This is a genomic window from Bacillus cereus group sp. Bc010 (assembly GCF_027716745.1).
Taxonomy (GTDB): domain Bacteria; phylum Bacillota; class Bacilli; order Bacillales; family Bacillaceae_G; genus Bacillus_A; species Bacillus_A pacificus.
Genome location: NZ_JAQFUY010000001.1, coordinates 69,224 through 87,546 on the forward strand (window position 1 = coordinate 69,224; position 18,323 = coordinate 87,546).

Genomic DNA, 18,323 nt, shown 5'->3' on the forward strand with positions numbered 1-18,323 from the left:
TCAACTATAGATAAGAGAAATAATGGGAAAGAGTTTCCAAATCATGCAAGAGTGTATATAACGATGTGGCATAAGAAAAATGAATATTGTTTTTCATGAGATATCTAAAGAAAGAAACGCCATATAAACTGCTACTGCACCTTCAAAGGTTTTTATATTAATCCCTGTTTTTTCAATGAATTTATCAATTCGATACTGCAAAGTATTACGATGTAAATATAATTGTTTAGCTGCAAGAGAGACATTTAAGTTACATTGGAAGAATACTTTAACGCTATCTATTAGTTCTTTGTCATTTGAAATATGTGCCAATAATTGATGCGTATATTTTTCTCTTTTTTCTTTCGGTAATGAAATCATTAATTGATAAGGGAGCAGTTGTTCAATGTATGTAATTTTTTTTGATAAATAGGGAGAAAGAACAGAAAATAATGTTCGTTCCCATTGATACAGGTAAGTAAATTCAGTTGTTTGCGTATAACGTCGTCCAACAAAGAAGGATAGGGATATAAAAAAATCTGTTTCTAGTGTATCTAAGGCTGTTTGCAATACAGATTCCGTTATGTTTTCTTCCAAGATGAGAACACCAGCTTGCGAGGTTTCCCATATCATTGTAGTAGTAAAAGAAAACATAGACTGTAAAGCATCTTGAAATTCTTCTCTTTCTACAATAGATTGTGTTGTGAAAAAGTGTAAAAAACGAACGGACCGTATAGGGATGTTGTTATTTCTGTATAATGCTTCATACCACGATTTTTCTTTTTCTGTTTTATAAAATGTATCAGTATGAATGGGTGTTAAGATGGATGAAAGCAATTGATGTTCCCTTTGATGTAATCGAATTTTTCGGATTCCGACTTTGTTTCCTTCAACTAAAAACCAGCTATAATCTTCTGACAACACAGCTTCATTAATTTTTATATCCTCACCATAATATGTTTTTAATTGTTGAATCATAGGAACACTCTCTTTCCAAAATAATAGTAACAATACATTAAAGAAGTATAGGTTAATTGAATGTATCTTTAAATTTTTGCACTAGAATCTAGTTTGTTTTTGCTAGAATTTATAGCGTTTCTGTATTGTGAAGGAGATAGATTTGTTTCTCGTTTAAATGATTGTGCAAAGAATGATTGGGAAGAAAAACCGGTAATGGTTGAAATATTAGAAATCGAATAATTAGTAGTTTCTAGCAAAATTTTACTTTCTCTAATACGAGTTTGAATTAAATATTCAATAGGCGACACACCGACGAATTTCCTAAAGGAATGGGATAGATAATATTTATTAATATGACTAATGCTTGCTAATGTATCTAGGCTAATATTTTCGTGAAAATGCTGCTTAATATAGTTTTTAATAAATTCAATATCTTTATTGATTTTTTGAGTAGATGTTTTCTCTACATTAAAAGATTTTTTTCGCATCATCTTAAGTAATAATATTTCCAGAATATTTTGTATAATCAAATCGTAATCTTCTTGATGGTTTTCCACTTCTTCAACCAATTGCTGAAGGTAGAAGAGGAAGTTTTTTTGATCCTGTTTATAGTTATGAATAGTGACGGGACTGGGATTTTCTATGGATGAAAAGGACAGACCTTGAATGCCAAGTGCAATGTATTCGAGTGGATAATTCGTATCAGACTTTTCCGTGTGCTCGATATTTGGATTGATGATAATTAAATTGTGTTCTTGGACAGGGATTTCTTCTTTATAAAAGATAAAAGTTCCTTTGCCCTTAGTAATATACAATAGCTCTGTAAAGTGATGAGCGTGAATGGTGCTATGCCAATCTTTATCGTATTTTGATTTTGTTATATAAAGAAGTTTAACTGGAAGGTGATTTCGTTGAAACTGCGGAATCTCATATACTTCATTGGACAAATGAATCCCTCCTTCGTAGACTTTTTATCTATTTTATAAAGATTTTAGTGGGATATTCAGTAAAAAGCAAGATATCTAAAAAACAGAACAAGATGTTTATTGTGAAAGCGTTATCTATTTTGTATTCTTTAATTATGAAAGGAAGATTAGGAGATGGGGGTAAATAGAGATGAAAAAAAAGTTATTGTTGTCTGGGATGACAGCTTTGTTATCTTTTAGTTTAATAGCTTGCCAAAGTAATACTACAAAAGTTGATAACGCTAAGGATGGTAAAGGCTCCAGTGAGAAACAAACCCTTTATGTGGCAACACTTGAATCGGCTTATGGTAAAGAGATGTGGAACAAAGTGATTGACGCATATGAGGCTGCTAATCCTAAAGTTGATGTTAAATTGACAGTGGACAAAAATCTTGAGGATGTCATAGGCTCAAATATGAAAGCAGGAAAGTATCCGGATGTTGTGTTGTTGGCAACCGGGAGAAAACAGGCGCTAACAGAAACTTTGATTAAAGATAAAGCATTAGAAGACATTACTGATGTTTTTGATAAAAATGTTTATGGTGAAGATGTTAAAGTCAAAGATAAGTTAGTACCAGGGCTTACTGGTACACCTGCAACTAATCCTTATAATGACGGTAAAATTTATATGGCACCGATGTTCTATAGTCCAACTGGATTATTTTATAATGCTAGTTTATTAAAAGAAAAAGGTTGGGAAGTGCCGAAGACTTGGGACGAAATGTGGGCGTTAGGAGATAAAGCGAAAGCAGAAGGGATTGCATTATTTACTTATCCTACTACAGGCTACTTTGATACATTCTTCTACTCTTTACTACTAGGGGTGGGCGGGCCTGAGTTATTTAATAAAGCTATGAAATATACAGATGGTGTTTGGGAAACTTCTGAAGCAACAAAATCCTTCGAAATTATCGGAAAATTAGCAAAATATACAGAGCCAACTACTGTTGCGAATGCAAATGATAAAGACTACAAGAAAAATCAACAGTTGATTCTCGATAACAAAGCTTTGTTTATGCCAAATGGTACGTGGGTAGTTGGTGAAATGAAAGAAGCTCCTCGATCTAAAGGGTTTGAATGGGGCATGATGGCTTTACCGACAATTGATGCTAATAGCGACCGTTATGCATTTACTTTCTTTGAACAAATGTGGATTCCATCGGCAGCTAAAAATAAACAACTTGCTAAAGATTTCATGACGTTTGTTTATTCGGATAAGGCAGCTGAAATTTTTGCTGAGTCGAGTGCGATCCAGCCTATCAAAGGCCTTTCTAATAAACTGACAGGTGAAAATAAATCATTCTATAGTATCTATGATAATGGAGTGAAAGTGGGAATAGGTGGATTTGCTGCAACGAAAGCTGTTGAAGGTGTAAGTATGCCAGATACATTATTTAGAACGATTGACAGTGTTGTTTCTGGTGATAAAAAGGTGAAAGATTGGCAAAGCTCTGTTGAAAAAGTGAGTGACCAATTACGGTCTGCATTAAAATAAATTCGTTTTCACTATATACAATGGTGAGTCGTCTAGTCTCACCGTTGTACTTATTAACTGAGGTGATAGCATGAATAAGACGACAGAAAAAAGAATTTTTATTTTTGTTTGTACTGCACCAGCACTAATCCTGTTAGCCATTTTTATGATTGTTCCTACGATTGAGGTATTCAGGATGTCTTTATATAAGTGGGGAGGATTTTCTAATAATAAGGTATTTGTTGGGCTCGAAAACTTCAAGATTTTATGGAATGATATGAACTTCTTTCGGTCTCTCCAAAACAGTATAGTCTTGATTGTTATCGTCACACTCATCACGATGGTGATGGCGATCTTGTTTGCCACTTTGTTAACGAGAGAAAAAATAAAAGGAAAAAGCTTCTTTCGAATTATTTTTTATATCCCTAATATTTTATCGGTTGTAGTTATCGCGGGAATATTTTCTGCAGTTTATGACCCAACTACAGGGTTGTTAAATAATTTACTTGCTTTATTTAATCTGGAACACCTACAAAAGATGTGGCTCGGAAATCAAAAAATTGCCATTTACAGCATTGGCGGGGCACTCATTTGGCAAGCGATTGGTTACTATATGGTCATGTATATGGCGGCAATGGCAAGTATCCCGGAAAGTTTTTATGAAGCATCTGCTTTGGAAGGTGCTGGACGGTTCAGACAATTTTTTAGTATTACTTTACCGTTAATTTGGAACAACATTCGGACGACGTTAACTTTCTTCGTTATTAGTACGATTAATTTAAGTTTTCTTCTCGTTCAAGCAATGACTGGCGGCGGACCTGATGGATCGACGGAAGTGTTTTTAAGCTACATGTATAAGCAGGCTTACACAAATTCTTCTTACGGTTACGGTATGGCTATTGGGGTGGTCATTTTCTTATTCTCATTCGCATTATCTGCAATTATCAGTGGTGTTACTAAAAGGGAAGTGTTGGAGTATTAAGGAGGTCCAAAAACGATGGAAACACAAAAAAGAATGACTACAGAAACAGCTTATCGAGATCCAAAAAAGATAGAAACACAAAAAGAAATGACTGTAGAATCAGCTTATCCAGCCCCAAAAACAATGAAAACACAAAAAGGAATGACTACAGAAGCAATGTATCGCTGTTTTATCTACGTAGCACTTATTACGTTAGCGATTTCAATTGTTATTCCTGTTGCATGGGTTTTCTTAGCCTCAGTGAAGCAAAATTCGGAGTTTTATGGAAGTCCTTGGGCCATGCCGAAAAGTTTCTATTTTCAAAACTTTATCGATGCTTTCCAAAAGGCAAACATGGGTACCTATATGTTGAATTCAGTCATGGTAACTGCGTTGCCCCTTCTTATTTTATTGATTGTGGCTTTACCAGCAGCTTATGTGTTGGCAAGATATACCTTTAGAGGAAGCAAATTAATAAATACTTTTTTTAAAGCTGGATTATTCATCAATGTGAACTACATTGTTGTGCCAATTTTCTTGATGTTATTGGACGGAGATAACTTTTTACGAGGCCAACTAGGTGATGGATTGCTACTAGACAATTTATTTATTTTAGCTGTGGTATATGCGGCGACGGCGTTACCATTCACGATTTACTTGCTGTCTAGTTTTTTTCAATCGCTGCCATCCACGTATGAGGAAGCGGCGTTGGTTGATGGTGCTGGATATTTCAAAACAATGATTTCAGTTATGATTCCGATAGCTCGTCCAAGTATTATTGCCGTCATTTTATTTAATTTTCTTGCCTTTTGGAACGAATACATTATTGCATTAACATTAATTCCAGGGCCGAATAAGACGTTACCTGTTGGGTTAATGAACTTGATGGCAGCTCAAAAATCCGCTGCAAACTATGGTCAAATGTATGCAGGAATGGTTCTTGTCATGCTACCAACTTTGATTTTATATATCATTGTTCAAAAAAAATTAACACAAGGAATGACCCTTGGTGGTTTAAAGGATTAGAGGAGGATTTACATGAAAAGGAAAAAAGGTCGAGTTACTTTACCGAGTGAAGAAAATTTTCTTAAGGAAACGAAAGAATTAATGGAACGATGGGGTGCAGATGCGATTCGCGATAGTGATGGAACGAAACTAGATGATGATATTAAACAATTGGATGCGAAAATTTATACGACTTATTTTGTTGCTCGAGCTCACAATGAGTTCGCAGAGAAGCATATGGATGAATGCCAGCAACTTTATTTAATGAGCTTGTTCAATACGGCGCTTACTGACACCCTCGAAATTGATTTTATGAAAGGCTACTTTGAGGAACAATTAAAACCGGATTATGTTCACAGTCCAAAAAAATACTGGGAGGTTATTGATCGGACAACAGGAGAAGTTGTTGACGTTAATGATTGGGAAGTAAACGAAGATCAAAATCGTGTTTTGATTACGAAGGCGATTCCTTGGCATGAATATACGGTTTCATTCCTAGTCTATGCGATTTGGGATCCAACCCAAATGTACAATCATATTACTAATAATTGGGGAGATAAGCCACATGATATTCCTTTTGATGTCAGGCAGCCACATTCTAATGAATTTATGAAAAACTATTTAAAACAATGGCTGACAGAAAATCCGGATACAGATGTAGTCAGGTTTACAACGTTTTTCTATCATTTTACCCTTGTGTTCAATAATCTTGGCAAAGAGAAATTTGTCGATTGGTTCGGATATGGTGCAAGTGTTTCAGTTGCTGCTTTGGATGCTTTTCAAAAAGAAAAAGGCTATCGCTTAAGACCAGAGGACATTGTTGATCAAGGTTATTATAATACTTCGTTTCGAATTCCAACTCCAGCTTTTTTAGATTATATAGATTTTGTTCATAAGTTCGTTGCTGAAGAAGCAAAGAAACTTGTGGATATTGTCCATGAAAGTGGAAAAGAAGCAATGATGTTTCTTGGTGATAACTGGATTGGTACAGAACCATATGGGAAATACTTTGAAAATATCGGATTGGATGCAGTTGTAGGCAGTGTGGGCGGTGGGGCTACATTGCGTATGATTGCAGATATACCACATGTTCGATATACAGAAGGGCGTTTCTTACCTTATTTCTTTCCAGATACTTTTTACGAAGGTAACAACCCGACGATTGAAGCGAATGAAAATTGGCTAACGGCGCGTAGAGCCTTATTGCGTAATCCTGTTGATCGTATCGGCTATGGGGGGTATTTAAGTCTAGCGTATCAATTCCCAGAATTTATCTCCTATATTGAAAAAGTCACTGAGGAATTTCGTGAAATTCATGACACAATCAAAGGTGTGAAGCCATACTGCGGTCTTAAAGTTGCGATTTTGAATTCTTGGGGCAAGTTGAGAACTTGGCAAACACATATGGTTGCTCATGCACTTTGGTATAAACAAATTTATTCTTATTTAGGTGTTTTAGAGTCCTTGAGTGGGGCTGCAGTGGAAGTTACGTTCATTAGTTTTGATGATGTCATGAATGATGGGATATCTGAGGATATTGACGTCATTATTAATGCCGGTGATGTGGGAACAGCTTTTTCAGGAGGTGCTAACTGGATTAATGAAAAGTTAGTCACTACAATCAGAGCTTGGATGTATAATGGCGGAGGATTCATAGGTATTGGGGAACCTACAGCTTATCAGCATGAAGGGCATTATTTTCAATTGGCAAATGTCTTAGGCGTTGACAAGGAACTTGGATTTAGCTTATCAACAGATAAATATTTTATTAATCCTGTCGAAAATCATTTTATTTCTGCTGACAGCATCCAATTTGATTTTGGTGAAGGAATGAAAAATATTTATGCGTTATCAGAAGAAACCGAAATAATTGAATATTCAAATGGTGAAGTTCATCTTTCTGCTCATCCGTTTGGAGAAGGCAGAGCTGTCTATATAGCAGGGCTTCCATACAGTGAAGAAAATACACGTCTGCTGATGCGTGCTTTATACTATGCTGCCCATAAGGAAGAGGAATTTCAAAAGTATCATGCGAGCAATATTTATTGTGAAGTTCATGCATATCCATCTATCCGAAAAATGGCAATTGTTAACAATTCGATGGTCGAACAAATGACGTTTGTCTACGATGGACAAGGAAACAGGATAGAAGTGACGTTGGCACCTAGTGAAATCAGGTGGGAGGATTTTTCAAATGAAGGCTAATATCGTATTCGTTATTAAAATTGTTGTGTTTCTCGTATGCCTATCTTTCATTATCGTCTACCAAAAAACAGCTGGTAAATTTGAACTGGGTATGATGTTGATTGGATTAGCTGGTCTTTTAGGGCTGCTTTATAATTACAATCGGAAATACGTATAAATCAATTAGGGAAAGTGGATTGATCAATGAATCGCAAATATATGTTCAACGATAACAATTGTAGAAAATTGCTCAATACTTTAAATACAAACCTAGGGGTGCAGACAAATGAAAAAGGCAGTCGGCATTGATGTTGGGGGAACGAAGATTGCAGCGGGAGTTATTTCAGATACAGGCGAACTGCTTGAACGTACCGAAGTAAAAAGTGATCCTTTAGACCGGGAAAAAATGTTTGGTAGAGTTGTAGAAGCTGTGGAACAAGTTCTCAGAAAATCATCAATTTCCATCGCTGATATCGAGGGTATTGGTGTTGGAGTACCGGGAAAAGTGGATTGTGAGAATGGAATTGCCGTTTTTCAAAACAATTTACCGTGGAGCCAGTTTCCTATTTCAGTCCGTTTGCAGGAGCAATTTGGAATCCAGCGGATCACGATTGACAATGATGTCTATATGGCGGCTTTTGCTGAATGGAGAGCAGCACATGTAAAAGGAAATGAAACCTTTGTCTACGTGACTATAAGTACGGGAATATCTTGTTCTATCATCCATAAAGGCTCATTTTTTAGGGGAGCAGGGTTTGCTGGAGAACTAGGTTTGATCCCTGTTCTATCGAAGGAGGGGAACAATGAACGATTAGAAAAAATCGCTGCTGGGCCAGGGATCCAGAGAATAGCCGAAAGAGACTTACAGGTAGATACTATTTCAACAAAAGATGTTTTTGCTAGTTATATAAATGGGGTACCAGAATATCAGTCCATTATCAATGAGGTAACTGATTATTTAGCTCAAGGTCTTTATAAGATTTCCTGTTTATTAGATCCGCATAGAATGGTTTTGGGTGGCAGTGTCATTGTGAAAAATCCATTTCTACTAGAGTTGATTAAAGTGAAGCTAAAGAGTTTTCAGCTGCCTGAGCAACAACATCTTTTGGAGCAGATGAGCATCAGTACATTGGCACAAAATAATGGAGTTGTTGGTGCAGGATTACGAGTATTTGAAGGTATGTAATGAGACGGCGCTGGTCTTCTTTTCTTTTATTCCGATTGGTGAGGGCTGATTAAAGTTTCACTTTATGGAGAGAATGATGGCAAATAGGTAGAGGAGTGAACGAATATGTTTACATTAAGTCAAGAAAAATTAGTTTCGTTAGGCGCATCGATAACAACGGCGGAAATAAGACGGCAGCCTGATTTATGGATTGAAACCTTTGCTTTGTATATGGAGAAGAGCGAGAGAATTGATGAGTTTTTGCAAAAAATAGTAACGAAACATAATCGGGTTCGAGTTATTTTTACAGGCGCTGGAACGTCTGCTTATGTCGGTGATACAGTCACCCCTTATGTAATAGAAAAAGTAGATGAACAACAGTGGGAAGTACTAAGTATCCCGACAACTACGTTAGTTTCAAATCCTTACCAATTTTTCAAAAAGGATTTTCCAACCTTACTCGTTTCATTTGCTAGAAGCGGGAACAGCCCAGAAAGTGTCGCTGCCGTACAATTAGCTGAGCAAATAGTAAGCGATTTGTATCAAATCACGATTACTTGTGCGAAAGATGGAAAATTAGCTAAACAGGCCGTGAATAATGACAAAAACTTATTGCTATTGATGCCTGAAAAATCAAATGATCATGGTTTTGCAATGACAGGAAGTTATACTTGCATGGCGTTAACGGCATTACTTGTTTGTGATTCTATATCGACTGAAGAAAAATCAAAGATAGTGAAAGAAATTCATCAAATGGGTGAAAGTGTCATTCAAAGGGAAGACGCTATCCAAAAGATAGTAGATTTGGATTTTGACCGAATTATTTACTTAGGTTCTGGTAGTTTAGAAGGTTTAGCAAAAGAATCACAATTAAAAGTGTTAGAACTGACAGCTGGAAAAATTGTCACCGCTTTTGATTCACCGCTAGGATTCCGGCACGGTCCAAAATCATTTGTAAACGAAAAATCATTAGTTTTTGTGTTTGTTTCTAACAATCCGTATACACGTCAATATGATTTAGATATGTTAAACGAAATGCAACAAGACAACATTGCCAGCTATATATGTGCCATCGAGGTTGATGGAGAAACGAATTACGCTGGGAATAGGTTTGTATTTGGCAGCGAGGCACAGTCTGTACCAGATGCATACTTAGCATTACCTTTTGTAATGATTGGGCAAACAATATCACTGTTAGCCTCCGTGAAAGTAGGTAATACACCGGATACACCTTCACCGACAGGAACGGTGAACCGTGTCGTTAAAGGTGTTACTATCTACGAATATGAGTAACTAGGGTAGGGGAAACATACATGTCTATTTTTATCTTTGCAGATAAGTTTTTTCTTGAGGGGAAGGTCGTAGGTCCTGGTTTTTTGGGAATAAAAGATGGAAAATTCGGTGTTTTTTCGGCAAACAGGCCAGAAGAAGCAGAAGAAATCATCGATTATGCAGGATATTGGATTGCTCCTGGTCTAGTGGATACACATATTCATGGTTTTAGAAATCACGACGTTATGGACAATAATTTTGAAGGACTAAATCAAATATCGGTAGGACTCCTTTCTTGCGGCGTTACATCCTTTTTACCGACAACTTTAACATCCTCAATAGAATCGTTGAATAATGTCGTTGAAATGATTGGTGCCAATTACAAAAAAGTACAGGGCGCAAAAATTAAAGGGATCTTTTTAGAAGGGCCGTTTTTTACTGAAAAGCATAAAGGAGCACAAAACACGAAATATTTTTGTGACCCATCAGTTGATATGTTGAAAGGTTGGCAGAAATTATCAAATGATTCTATTAAAAAAATTGCGATTGCACCTGAAATAAAAGGAGCAGCGGAATTCATTGAATATGCTGTAGGAGAAGAGATTATAGTGGCATTGGCCCACAGTGATGCAACTTATGAAGAAACGAAGCAAGCTAGTGAAAAAGGTGCATCCATTTTTGTTCATACTTTTAATGGTATGAGTCGGCTGCACCATCGTGAACCAGGAATGGTTGGAGCAGCCATGAATTTAAAAGATGTTTTTGCCGAAATCATATGTGATGGACATCATGTTCATCCTGTTGCTTTAAATATTTTAATGAATGTCCGCGGCAGAGAAAAGGTTGTAATGGTATCCGATTGTATGATGGCCGGGGGTATGCCTGAAGGAACGTATCAATTGGGAGAATTTCCTGTGAAAGTAAAAGATGGGATGGCCCGTTTGGAAAGTGGAAGTTTAGCAGGTAGCATTTTGCAATTAAAAGATGCTGTAAAAAATGTCGTCGATTGGGGAATTGCCGCGCCCGAGCAAGCAATTTATATGGCGAGTACGGCACCAGCTAAAAGTATTCAACTAGATGGCGAATGTGGGAAAATCGCTGAGGGATATGTTGCTGACTTTATAGTACTGACGCCAGCGATGGATTTAGCAGCTACCTATCTTGATGGTGTGTGCCGTTTTCAAGCTTAAATATTTTTCTGAAAGAGGGATTTCAAATGATTTTATCTGTCACCATGAATCCATCTGTCGATATTTCCTATTCGACTCATGAATTAAAGTTAGATGTTGTTAACCGTGTGGAAACAGTTCATAAAACTGCTGGTGGAAAGGGCTTGAATGTGGCGCGAGTGATCGCTCAAATGGAAGAAGCTGTTCTAGCGACAGGTGTGATTGGTGGTACGATTGGCGAATACATTGTTCAAGAATTAAATAAAAGCAATATTCCAAATGACTTTTTAAAAATTAAAAAAGAATCAAGAAATTGTATTGCCATTCTTCATGAAGGGATGCAAACAGAGATTTTAGAATCAGGACCGACATTATCCAACGAAGAAGGGGCAACTTTTTTAGAAAAATTTAAATGTCTGCTTACAACAGCTTCACTTGTGACAATTTCGGGCAGTTTGCCGAAAGGGTTACCGAATAACTTTTATTATCAAATGTTAAAAATCTGTAATAACAATGGAATTCCAGTGATTATAGATTCGTCAGGAGAATCTTTGAAAAACGCCTTGGTGCATAAAGAAAAACCATTTGCCATCAAACCAAATAAAGCGGAATTATCTCAGTTGTTGGGCATTAACATGGAAATGGGAATCATAGATTTGAAGCAAGCATTAAACCATGAACTATTTACTGGAATTGAGTGGATTATCATGTCGATGGGTGGTGAAGGTGCTTTAGTTAGGCATGTCGAGGACTATTACAGAGTTACGATTCCGAAAATAGAAGTGATCAATCCTGTTGGGTCTGGTGATGCGACAGTTGCAGGATTAGCTGTGGCATTATATCAAAATCAAACGGTTGAGACTGTTCTTAAAACGGCGATGACTACAGGAATATTAAATACGATGGAAGTTGGTACTGGTTATATTAATATAAATAAGTTTAAACAATACTTTGATCTCATTAAAATTGAAAAAATAGATTGGTAGAGGAGAATGTTGATGTTAGAACTAACCAAGAATAAATTGGAAGCTCTAAAACGTTTATCTGCTGAAAATGGCATAATTGGAGCATTGGCTATTGATCAACGCGGTTCGTTGAAAAAAATGATTGCGTCTGGCGGTGCAAGTCATGTTGGAGATGAGGGCATTATCCGTTTCAAAGAATTGGTTTCTGAGGAATTAACACCATTTGCAACAGCAATTCTTTTGGACCCGGAATACGGACTGCCAGCGGCAAAGATCCGACATAAAGAATCAGGCTTAATAGTAGCGTATGAAAAAACCGGATACGATGCGTCAGAAGTAGGACGGTTACCAGATTTATTATCGGAATGGTCAGTGAAACGATTAAAGGCAGCAGGTGCCGATGCTATTAAATTCTTACTCTACTATGATTTCGATGAAGATGAAAAAATTAATAACTATAAACATGTCTATATGGAACGTATCGGATCTGAGTGTGCTGCTGAAGATATTCCATTTTTCTTGGAGATTGTTACTTATGATGCTGAAAATGATGATGCGAAAAATAAAGAGTACGCAAAAATAAAACCACATAAAGTGATTGAGGCTATGAAGGAGTTCTCGAAACCTCAATACCAAGTAGATGTTTTAAAAGTAGAGGTTCCAGTGGATATGAATTTTGTGGAAGGGTATACGACAGGTGAATTCGTTTACAGAAAAGAAGAGGCTGCTTCTTTTTTTAAAGAACAAAGTGAAGTAACTGAGCTGCCTTTTATCTTCCTAAGTGCAGGTGTAAGTGCTAAATTATTCCAAGAAACATTGAAATTTGCTAAAGAATCCGGTTCTACCTTTAACGGAGTGTTATGTGGTCGGGCAACCTGGAAGGACGGTGTGGCACCTTTTGCTATAAGCGGCGAACAAGCAGGTCGTGATTGGTTAAAAGATACTGGTAAAAGGAATGCTGAAGAACTAAATCTCGTGTTGAAAGAGACAGCCAACTCATGGTTTGCTAAAGTAAAACAAACAGCGGAGCTTCAAAGTTAGTAAGATATCTTTCCTTCTATATGTTCTTTATTTCTTTCTATCTTTAAGTGATAATTGCATCAGAATCAATTTTTAAACGGAATGAAAAATTAAGAGCAGACATTCGTCTGCTCTTTTTTTTAGTGTGTCCAACATGGTGAAAAACCTAGAATGAAAATCGAGAACAGCAAGGACGGTAGTAACTATAGCTTCAGGTAAAGGCATATGGGGACCCTTTATATATAAAGAAAATGGTAAGTACTAATTGCCATGTACAATCAAACTAATTGAATTTTAGCGGGGTTTCGCTAAAAAATACACTTGAAAAAGCTAACAATATCTTTGTATTGTAAGCGTTTTTAAAAAGACAATATACCTAAAAAAAGAAACAATATCTTTATTGTGGAGGCACTTTAAAAAAACTATTCTAAACATAAGTGAAAGCGGTGCCTTTCAGGTTTTTGTTTATTTAAAAATTAATGTGCAGGTATCGTCTTTAACCAAAATTTTAAATTCAAAGGAGGAGAAGAATTGGAAAATAAGCATTTCAAGAGAGTTTTTAATACCCTTCTTGCATGTATGTTGATTGTGCCAACACTTTTAGTAAGCATGATTGTGCCGCTACATGTAGGGGCAAATACGTCTAATCCATGGATTACAATTTCATCTGTTGGAAACGAAATTAATGCATTAATAGAACAAAATGGTAAGTCATATGCAAGGCTTGGAGCAGGTGCTGGCAACGATAATGGGGCTAAAGCTGCAGTTTTTCAAGAGCAGAATAAAGTCGCTAAAGAATCAGGAACGATGGAATATAGTTTTATTCCAGAAACAAAGGGAGAAGATACTAGATTCGGTTTCTATCCTCATTATATTGACAATAATAATTTCGTTTTTGTAGGCTACGACTCACTTGGATGGTTCTACGAATACAAATATCAAGGGAAAGGTGACTGGTTAAAAACTAGACCTAATGTTCCACTTCCAGAGGCTGGAACTTCGCATTCTATTAAAATTGATTATAATAAAACCACTTTGAATATTACATTAGATGGAAAAGATTTATTTGGACCGGTTACCTTATCTAATGATGTAAATAACCTTCTTACAGGTAAGGAAGCGATTAAACTTGGTGCTTATGGAGATAAAAATAGTCAAGTACTCATTGAATTAGGAAAGGCGCCTGGGGATGGAGGCACAGATCCAGGAAATGAAAAACTTGTGGACATTACGGATAATAAATTGGAAGAAGGCGACTTGAAAATTATCTCAGGTGACGGAAAAGTTACCTATAATGAAGATGGTTCAGCCACTTTCGGTGTTACATCTACCCAAAAGAATCGAATTGTCTACAACCAAATGAAGGCGATTAAAAATGGTGTTTTTGAAGCAGATGTTACTACTAATACTGATAAGATGAATCGTTTTGGATTCATCTATCGTGTTCAAAATTCATCTACATACACATATGTGGGAACAGGAGATACGAACGATCAGTATTTTGGAGAAACTTTTGGTCCTATAAACAATTGGACGTCGATGACTTCAAACGTGCCGTTAAAAGTAAAACAAACATACCATTTACGTTTAGTATTCATGGACGATGTTGCGACATTATACATTGATGGTAAAAAGGTAGATTCTTGGACTTTAACAGGTGGTGTAGATCAAGCTGGCTTACTAGGATTTGAAAAAAGCCGAGGTGCTGCCGATATTACGATTTCAAATGTCAAAATAAAGGAATATAGTGCACCAAAGCCTCCAGATACTCAACCAGTAGAAAATATAATAAAGTCAAAGTATATGGACGTCACAATTGACCAAGTATTCCCGCGGATTGTGAAATACAAAGTGGGCGATAAAGTAATGAGCGGACAGGAAGCTCCTGTTTACGGATTGAAAGTAAATGGTGGACTATACTATCCTAAAGTAAACTTTGAAAAGTTAAACGATAGTGAAGCACTATATACATTAAAAGTTGTAGATGAAATGAAAAACCTTGATGCGGTATTTAAGGTATCTGTAAAGGTGAATGATAATAAGGTTATTTATAGCTTCGATGAAATTAAGAATAATGGTAGTGCCAAAATCGAGACGGTTGAGTTTGCTGATATGAACTTTATATCGGTAAATTCGGAACAAAAAGGTGCAAAAGCTAAATTAACGAATATTAGTACAGATGTTAGGAAAACAGGTGATGTAGATGTAAGCGTAGATTCTTCTATGGGAGAAATAGGTACATCTACTAAAAATTATATAGCATTCTTGTCAACTGACGAATTGAGCGCAGGTGTATGGTCTAGTTCAGAAGTGGACGGCTATAAAAATTTAGTTGCAAATCGATATGTAAATAAAAATGGTGCTAAAGCAATGGGAATCGGTTCTAGTGCACTTTATTATCAAAGAGATTTTATGCCAGAACCACAAAAAGATAAACCAACTATTAAAATAGCTATTGCTAAAGATTTGAATAATGATAATAAGGCAGACTGGCAAGATGCGGCGATTGCATACCGTGATATTATGCAAGACATTAAAGGATACCAAGATGTAAACAATAATGTTGGAATGCGTATTGCAATGAATTTCGGCTCACAAGCGCAACAACCATTCTTAAAAACATCCGATAATGTGAAAAAGGTTGCTCTTGCTACAGATGAATTGGGGCAAGCGGTCATATTAAAAGGATATGCAAACGAAGGGCATGATAGTGGTCATCCAGATTATGGTGATGTGGGCGAACGTATGGGAGGCGTTAAAGATTTAAATACGCTTATTAAAGAGGGGCATAAGTATAATACCCAATTTGGTGTCCATATAAATGCTCAAGAAACTTATCCAGAAGCGAAAGCTTTCAATAATGATTTTATTGATCGTCCAAGTTCATTAGGATGGGGATGGTTAGATCAATCTTATACAATTAATAAATTAAAAGATTTGTATTCTGGATCGCGTGCGAAAAGACTAGATGAATTGAAAACGGCTGTTCCTGATCTTGACTTTATTTATTTAGATGTATGGTATCAAAATCAATGGGAATCAAATAGAATAGCAGATCAATTTAAAGATAGAGGTTGGAGATTAACAACGGAATTTGGTGGTTCTATGGCCAATTACTCAACGTGGCAACATTGGGCTACTGATAAAAACTACGGTGGACCGGAAAGTAAAGGGATTAACTCAGAAGTACTGCGTTTTATTAGTAATCACCAAAGAGATTCTCGGGTGTTGAATTGGCCTGAAGTAGGTGGAACTGCTGACCATCCATTACTTGGTGGATTTGAATTAGCTGGTTTCGAAGGATGGCAATCTGATAAGAATTTCGATAACTTTATTCGTATGACATTTGATACGAATTTACCTACTAAATTCCTACAAAAATATTATGTAACGAACTGGACAAATGTAGAAGGGGATAAAAGCAAGACGAACTTAGAAAAGGAAATAAAATTGAAGGACCCAAGCAATGGGGATGTTGTCGATGTAACTAGAAAAGACAATGCTAGAGAACGTGTTATTAAGCTAAATGGAAATGTTATACTTGATGGCCATGCGTATTTAATTCCTTGGGTGAAACAAGACTTTAAAAATCCAACTGCTGATTCAGAAAAATTATATCACTGGAATTTAGAAGGTGGTACAACGACTTGGACACTTCCAGATGAATATAAAAATGCCACTACTGTTTATGTATACAAATTGACAGATCAAGGTAGAACAGATGTGAAAGAAGTAAAGGTCGTAAATAATAAGATAACTTTGACAGCTAGTGCTGCAACTCCTTATGTTGTCGTACCAAAAAGAGATAAGGGTTTGGAAATCCTTGACTACAATTGGGGCAAGGATGCTCATATATATGATGGGGGATTCAATACAGGAAAAGTAAGCGCATATACAACTATTGAGGGTGATAATAAAGCAGTAAGCGTCATCAGAACGAATCAAACTGGAAACAACCGTAATGTAAGTAGTGGAGATTACTACTTAAACATTGATAGTCCATCAAAAGATACAACTGTTTCCCGTGTCCTTACTGGTTTGGAACCGGGTAAAGATTATGTAGCAGAGGTATATGTTGAAAACAATAGTGATGTAAAGGCTGGAATTACAGTAACAGGTGGGAAAGAAGATGCTAGCAATTACACACTTCGCAGCCTGCAAAAGAACTATGTTAAGGCAGATTCACATGCCACAAATGATGGATACAATAGCAAAATGCAAATCATGCAAGTGAGCTTTACAGCTGTATCTAATAGGGCTAAATTAACTCTAAGCCGTAATTCTGGGAAAGGAAACACAAAATTTGATGACATTCGAATCGTTCAAAAGTCTTTAAAAAATAATGTCTCACCGACGGAATTTAAACAAGATTTTGAATCGGTAGTACAAGGTATTTACCCATTTGTTATTGGTAATACAGAAGGTGTAGAAGACAACAGAATTCATTTGTCTGAATTGCATGCTCCATATACGCAAAAAGGGTGGGCAGGTAAAAAATTAGTCGATGATGTATTAGGTGGGAGTTGGTCCGTTAAAGTGAACACTGGAAATAAAGGTTTGCTGTACCGTACTATTCCTCAAAATTATCGTTTCGAACCAGGCGTAACTTATAAAGTATCATTTGACTACCAAACAACAGCAAATGCATTCCGCTTTATTTCAGGGGATCAAGAAATTGATGTTCGAGACATTGCGAGTGCAAAGGGATTGAGTGTGAATAACACTCTTACTGCATCTACTGACACAAAAACAGCAGAGTTTACTGTGACAGGTTCTGAGAATGGTCAAACTTATGTTGGAATTTTCAGTGATGGAACGAATTTAAACGGAGATACCGGAGCGGGTACGTTTATTTTAGATAATTTACGTATTGAAAGGGTGACTTCTGGTGGAGCGTCACAGAGATAAATAATCTAAATTTAAGAAAAAGGTAGTTTTATAGCTAGTGTAATATCGTAAATTAGAGGCCTATCTCGAAGGAGATAGGTCTCATTGTATTCATAAAATCATCGGAAACTGCTTTTGAAAAATGTTCTTTTGTATGTTTTTAGTGAGATAGTAAAAGTGAAAAGCAAGATGTCTAAAAAATACGACAAGATGTTGATTGTAGAAGTGTTTTTACGTACGTATAATGTAACAAAATAGCTTGCTAAACGGGCGATTCTAGTATGCTAATAGCTTCTTCGGAGAAAGCAAAACGTATA

At 36.4% G+C, this 18,323-nt stretch carries 13 protein-coding genes; 11 read left to right on the forward strand and 2 right to left on the reverse strand.

Translation table 11 applies throughout. From position 1 onward, the window contains the following. Positions 1–93 precede the first annotated feature (93 nt). A complete protein-coding gene (locus PDQ68_RS00350; RefSeq protein WP_016717251.1) occupies positions 94–957 on the reverse strand; it encodes a PucR family transcriptional regulator in 864 nt (287 codons plus the stop codon). 68 nt (positions 958–1,025) lie between these two features. Next, positions 1,026–1,886 (reverse strand): AraC family transcriptional regulator, encoded by an 861-nt coding sequence (locus tag PDQ68_RS00355; RefSeq protein WP_016717252.1) that lies wholly within the window; start codon positions 1,884–1,886, stop codon positions 1,026–1,028. A gap of 169 nt (positions 1,887–2,055) precedes the next feature. Here PDQ68_RS00355 and PDQ68_RS00360 point away from each other — a divergent pair, with 169 nt between their 5' ends. From PDQ68_RS00360 to PDQ68_RS00410, 11 genes are all read left to right on the forward strand, one after another. Next, positions 2,056–3,399 (forward strand): carbohydrate ABC transporter substrate-binding protein, encoded by a 1,344-nt coding sequence (locus PDQ68_RS00360; RefSeq protein WP_061183131.1) that lies wholly within the window; start codon positions 2,056–2,058, stop codon positions 3,397–3,399. A gap of 70 nt (positions 3,400–3,469) precedes the next feature. After that, positions 3,470–4,360, forward strand: a complete 891-nt coding sequence (locus PDQ68_RS00365; RefSeq protein WP_001044589.1) for a carbohydrate ABC transporter permease — start codon at positions 3,470–3,472, stop codon at positions 4,358–4,360. 15 nt (positions 4,361–4,375) lie between these two features. Continuing rightward, positions 4,376–5,365 carry a carbohydrate ABC transporter permease gene (locus tag PDQ68_RS00370; protein WP_080444115.1) on the forward strand — a complete coding sequence of 330 codons (990 nt, stop codon included), beginning with the start codon at positions 4,376–4,378 and terminating at the stop codon, positions 5,363–5,365. A 12-nt stretch (positions 5,366–5,377) separates the two neighbouring features. Then, positions 5,378–7,549 carry a 1,3-beta-galactosyl-N-acetylhexosamine phosphorylase gene (gnpA, locus tag PDQ68_RS00375; RefSeq protein WP_016717255.1) on the forward strand — a complete coding sequence of 724 codons (2,172 nt, stop codon included), beginning with the start codon at positions 5,378–5,380 and terminating at the stop codon, positions 7,547–7,549. Beyond that, a complete protein-coding gene (locus tag PDQ68_RS00380; protein WP_000646587.1) occupies positions 7,539–7,706 on the forward strand; it encodes a DUF6903 family protein in 168 nt (55 codons plus the stop codon). Before gnpA ends, PDQ68_RS00380 begins: the two co-directional genes overlap by 11 nt. 108 nt (positions 7,707–7,814) lie before the next feature. Further along, positions 7,815–8,714 carry an ROK family protein gene (locus tag PDQ68_RS00385; protein WP_016717256.1) on the forward strand — a complete coding sequence of 300 codons (900 nt, stop codon included), beginning with the start codon at positions 7,815–7,817 and terminating at the stop codon, positions 8,712–8,714. 105 nt (positions 8,715–8,819) lie between these two features. Further along, complete coding sequence (locus PDQ68_RS00390; protein ID WP_061183130.1) at positions 8,820–9,986, forward strand: SIS domain-containing protein; 1,167 nt, start codon at positions 8,820–8,822, stop codon at positions 9,984–9,986. 20 nt (positions 9,987–10,006) lie between these two features. After that, positions 10,007–11,155 (forward strand): N-acetylglucosamine-6-phosphate deacetylase, encoded by a 1,149-nt coding sequence (nagA, locus tag PDQ68_RS00395; protein WP_061183129.1) that lies wholly within the window; start codon positions 10,007–10,009, stop codon positions 11,153–11,155. A gap of 26 nt (positions 11,156–11,181) precedes the next feature. Continuing rightward, on the forward strand, positions 11,182–12,120 hold the full coding sequence (locus PDQ68_RS00400; protein ID WP_061183128.1) for a hexose kinase: 939 nt from the start codon (positions 11,182–11,184) through the stop codon (positions 12,118–12,120). 12 nt (positions 12,121–12,132) lie between these two features. Then, positions 12,133–13,140: a tagatose-bisphosphate aldolase gene (gene lacD, locus PDQ68_RS00405; RefSeq protein ID WP_016717260.1), complete on the forward strand. Its 1,008-nt coding sequence runs from the start codon at positions 12,133–12,135 to the stop codon at positions 13,138–13,140. Between the two features lie 510 nt (positions 13,141–13,650). Further along, entirely contained in the window at positions 13,651–18,027 is a 4,377-nt protein-coding gene (locus tag PDQ68_RS00410; protein WP_061183127.1) for an endo-alpha-N-acetylgalactosaminidase family protein, read from the forward strand. The last annotated feature ends 296 nt before the right edge of the window (positions 18,028–18,323 follow it).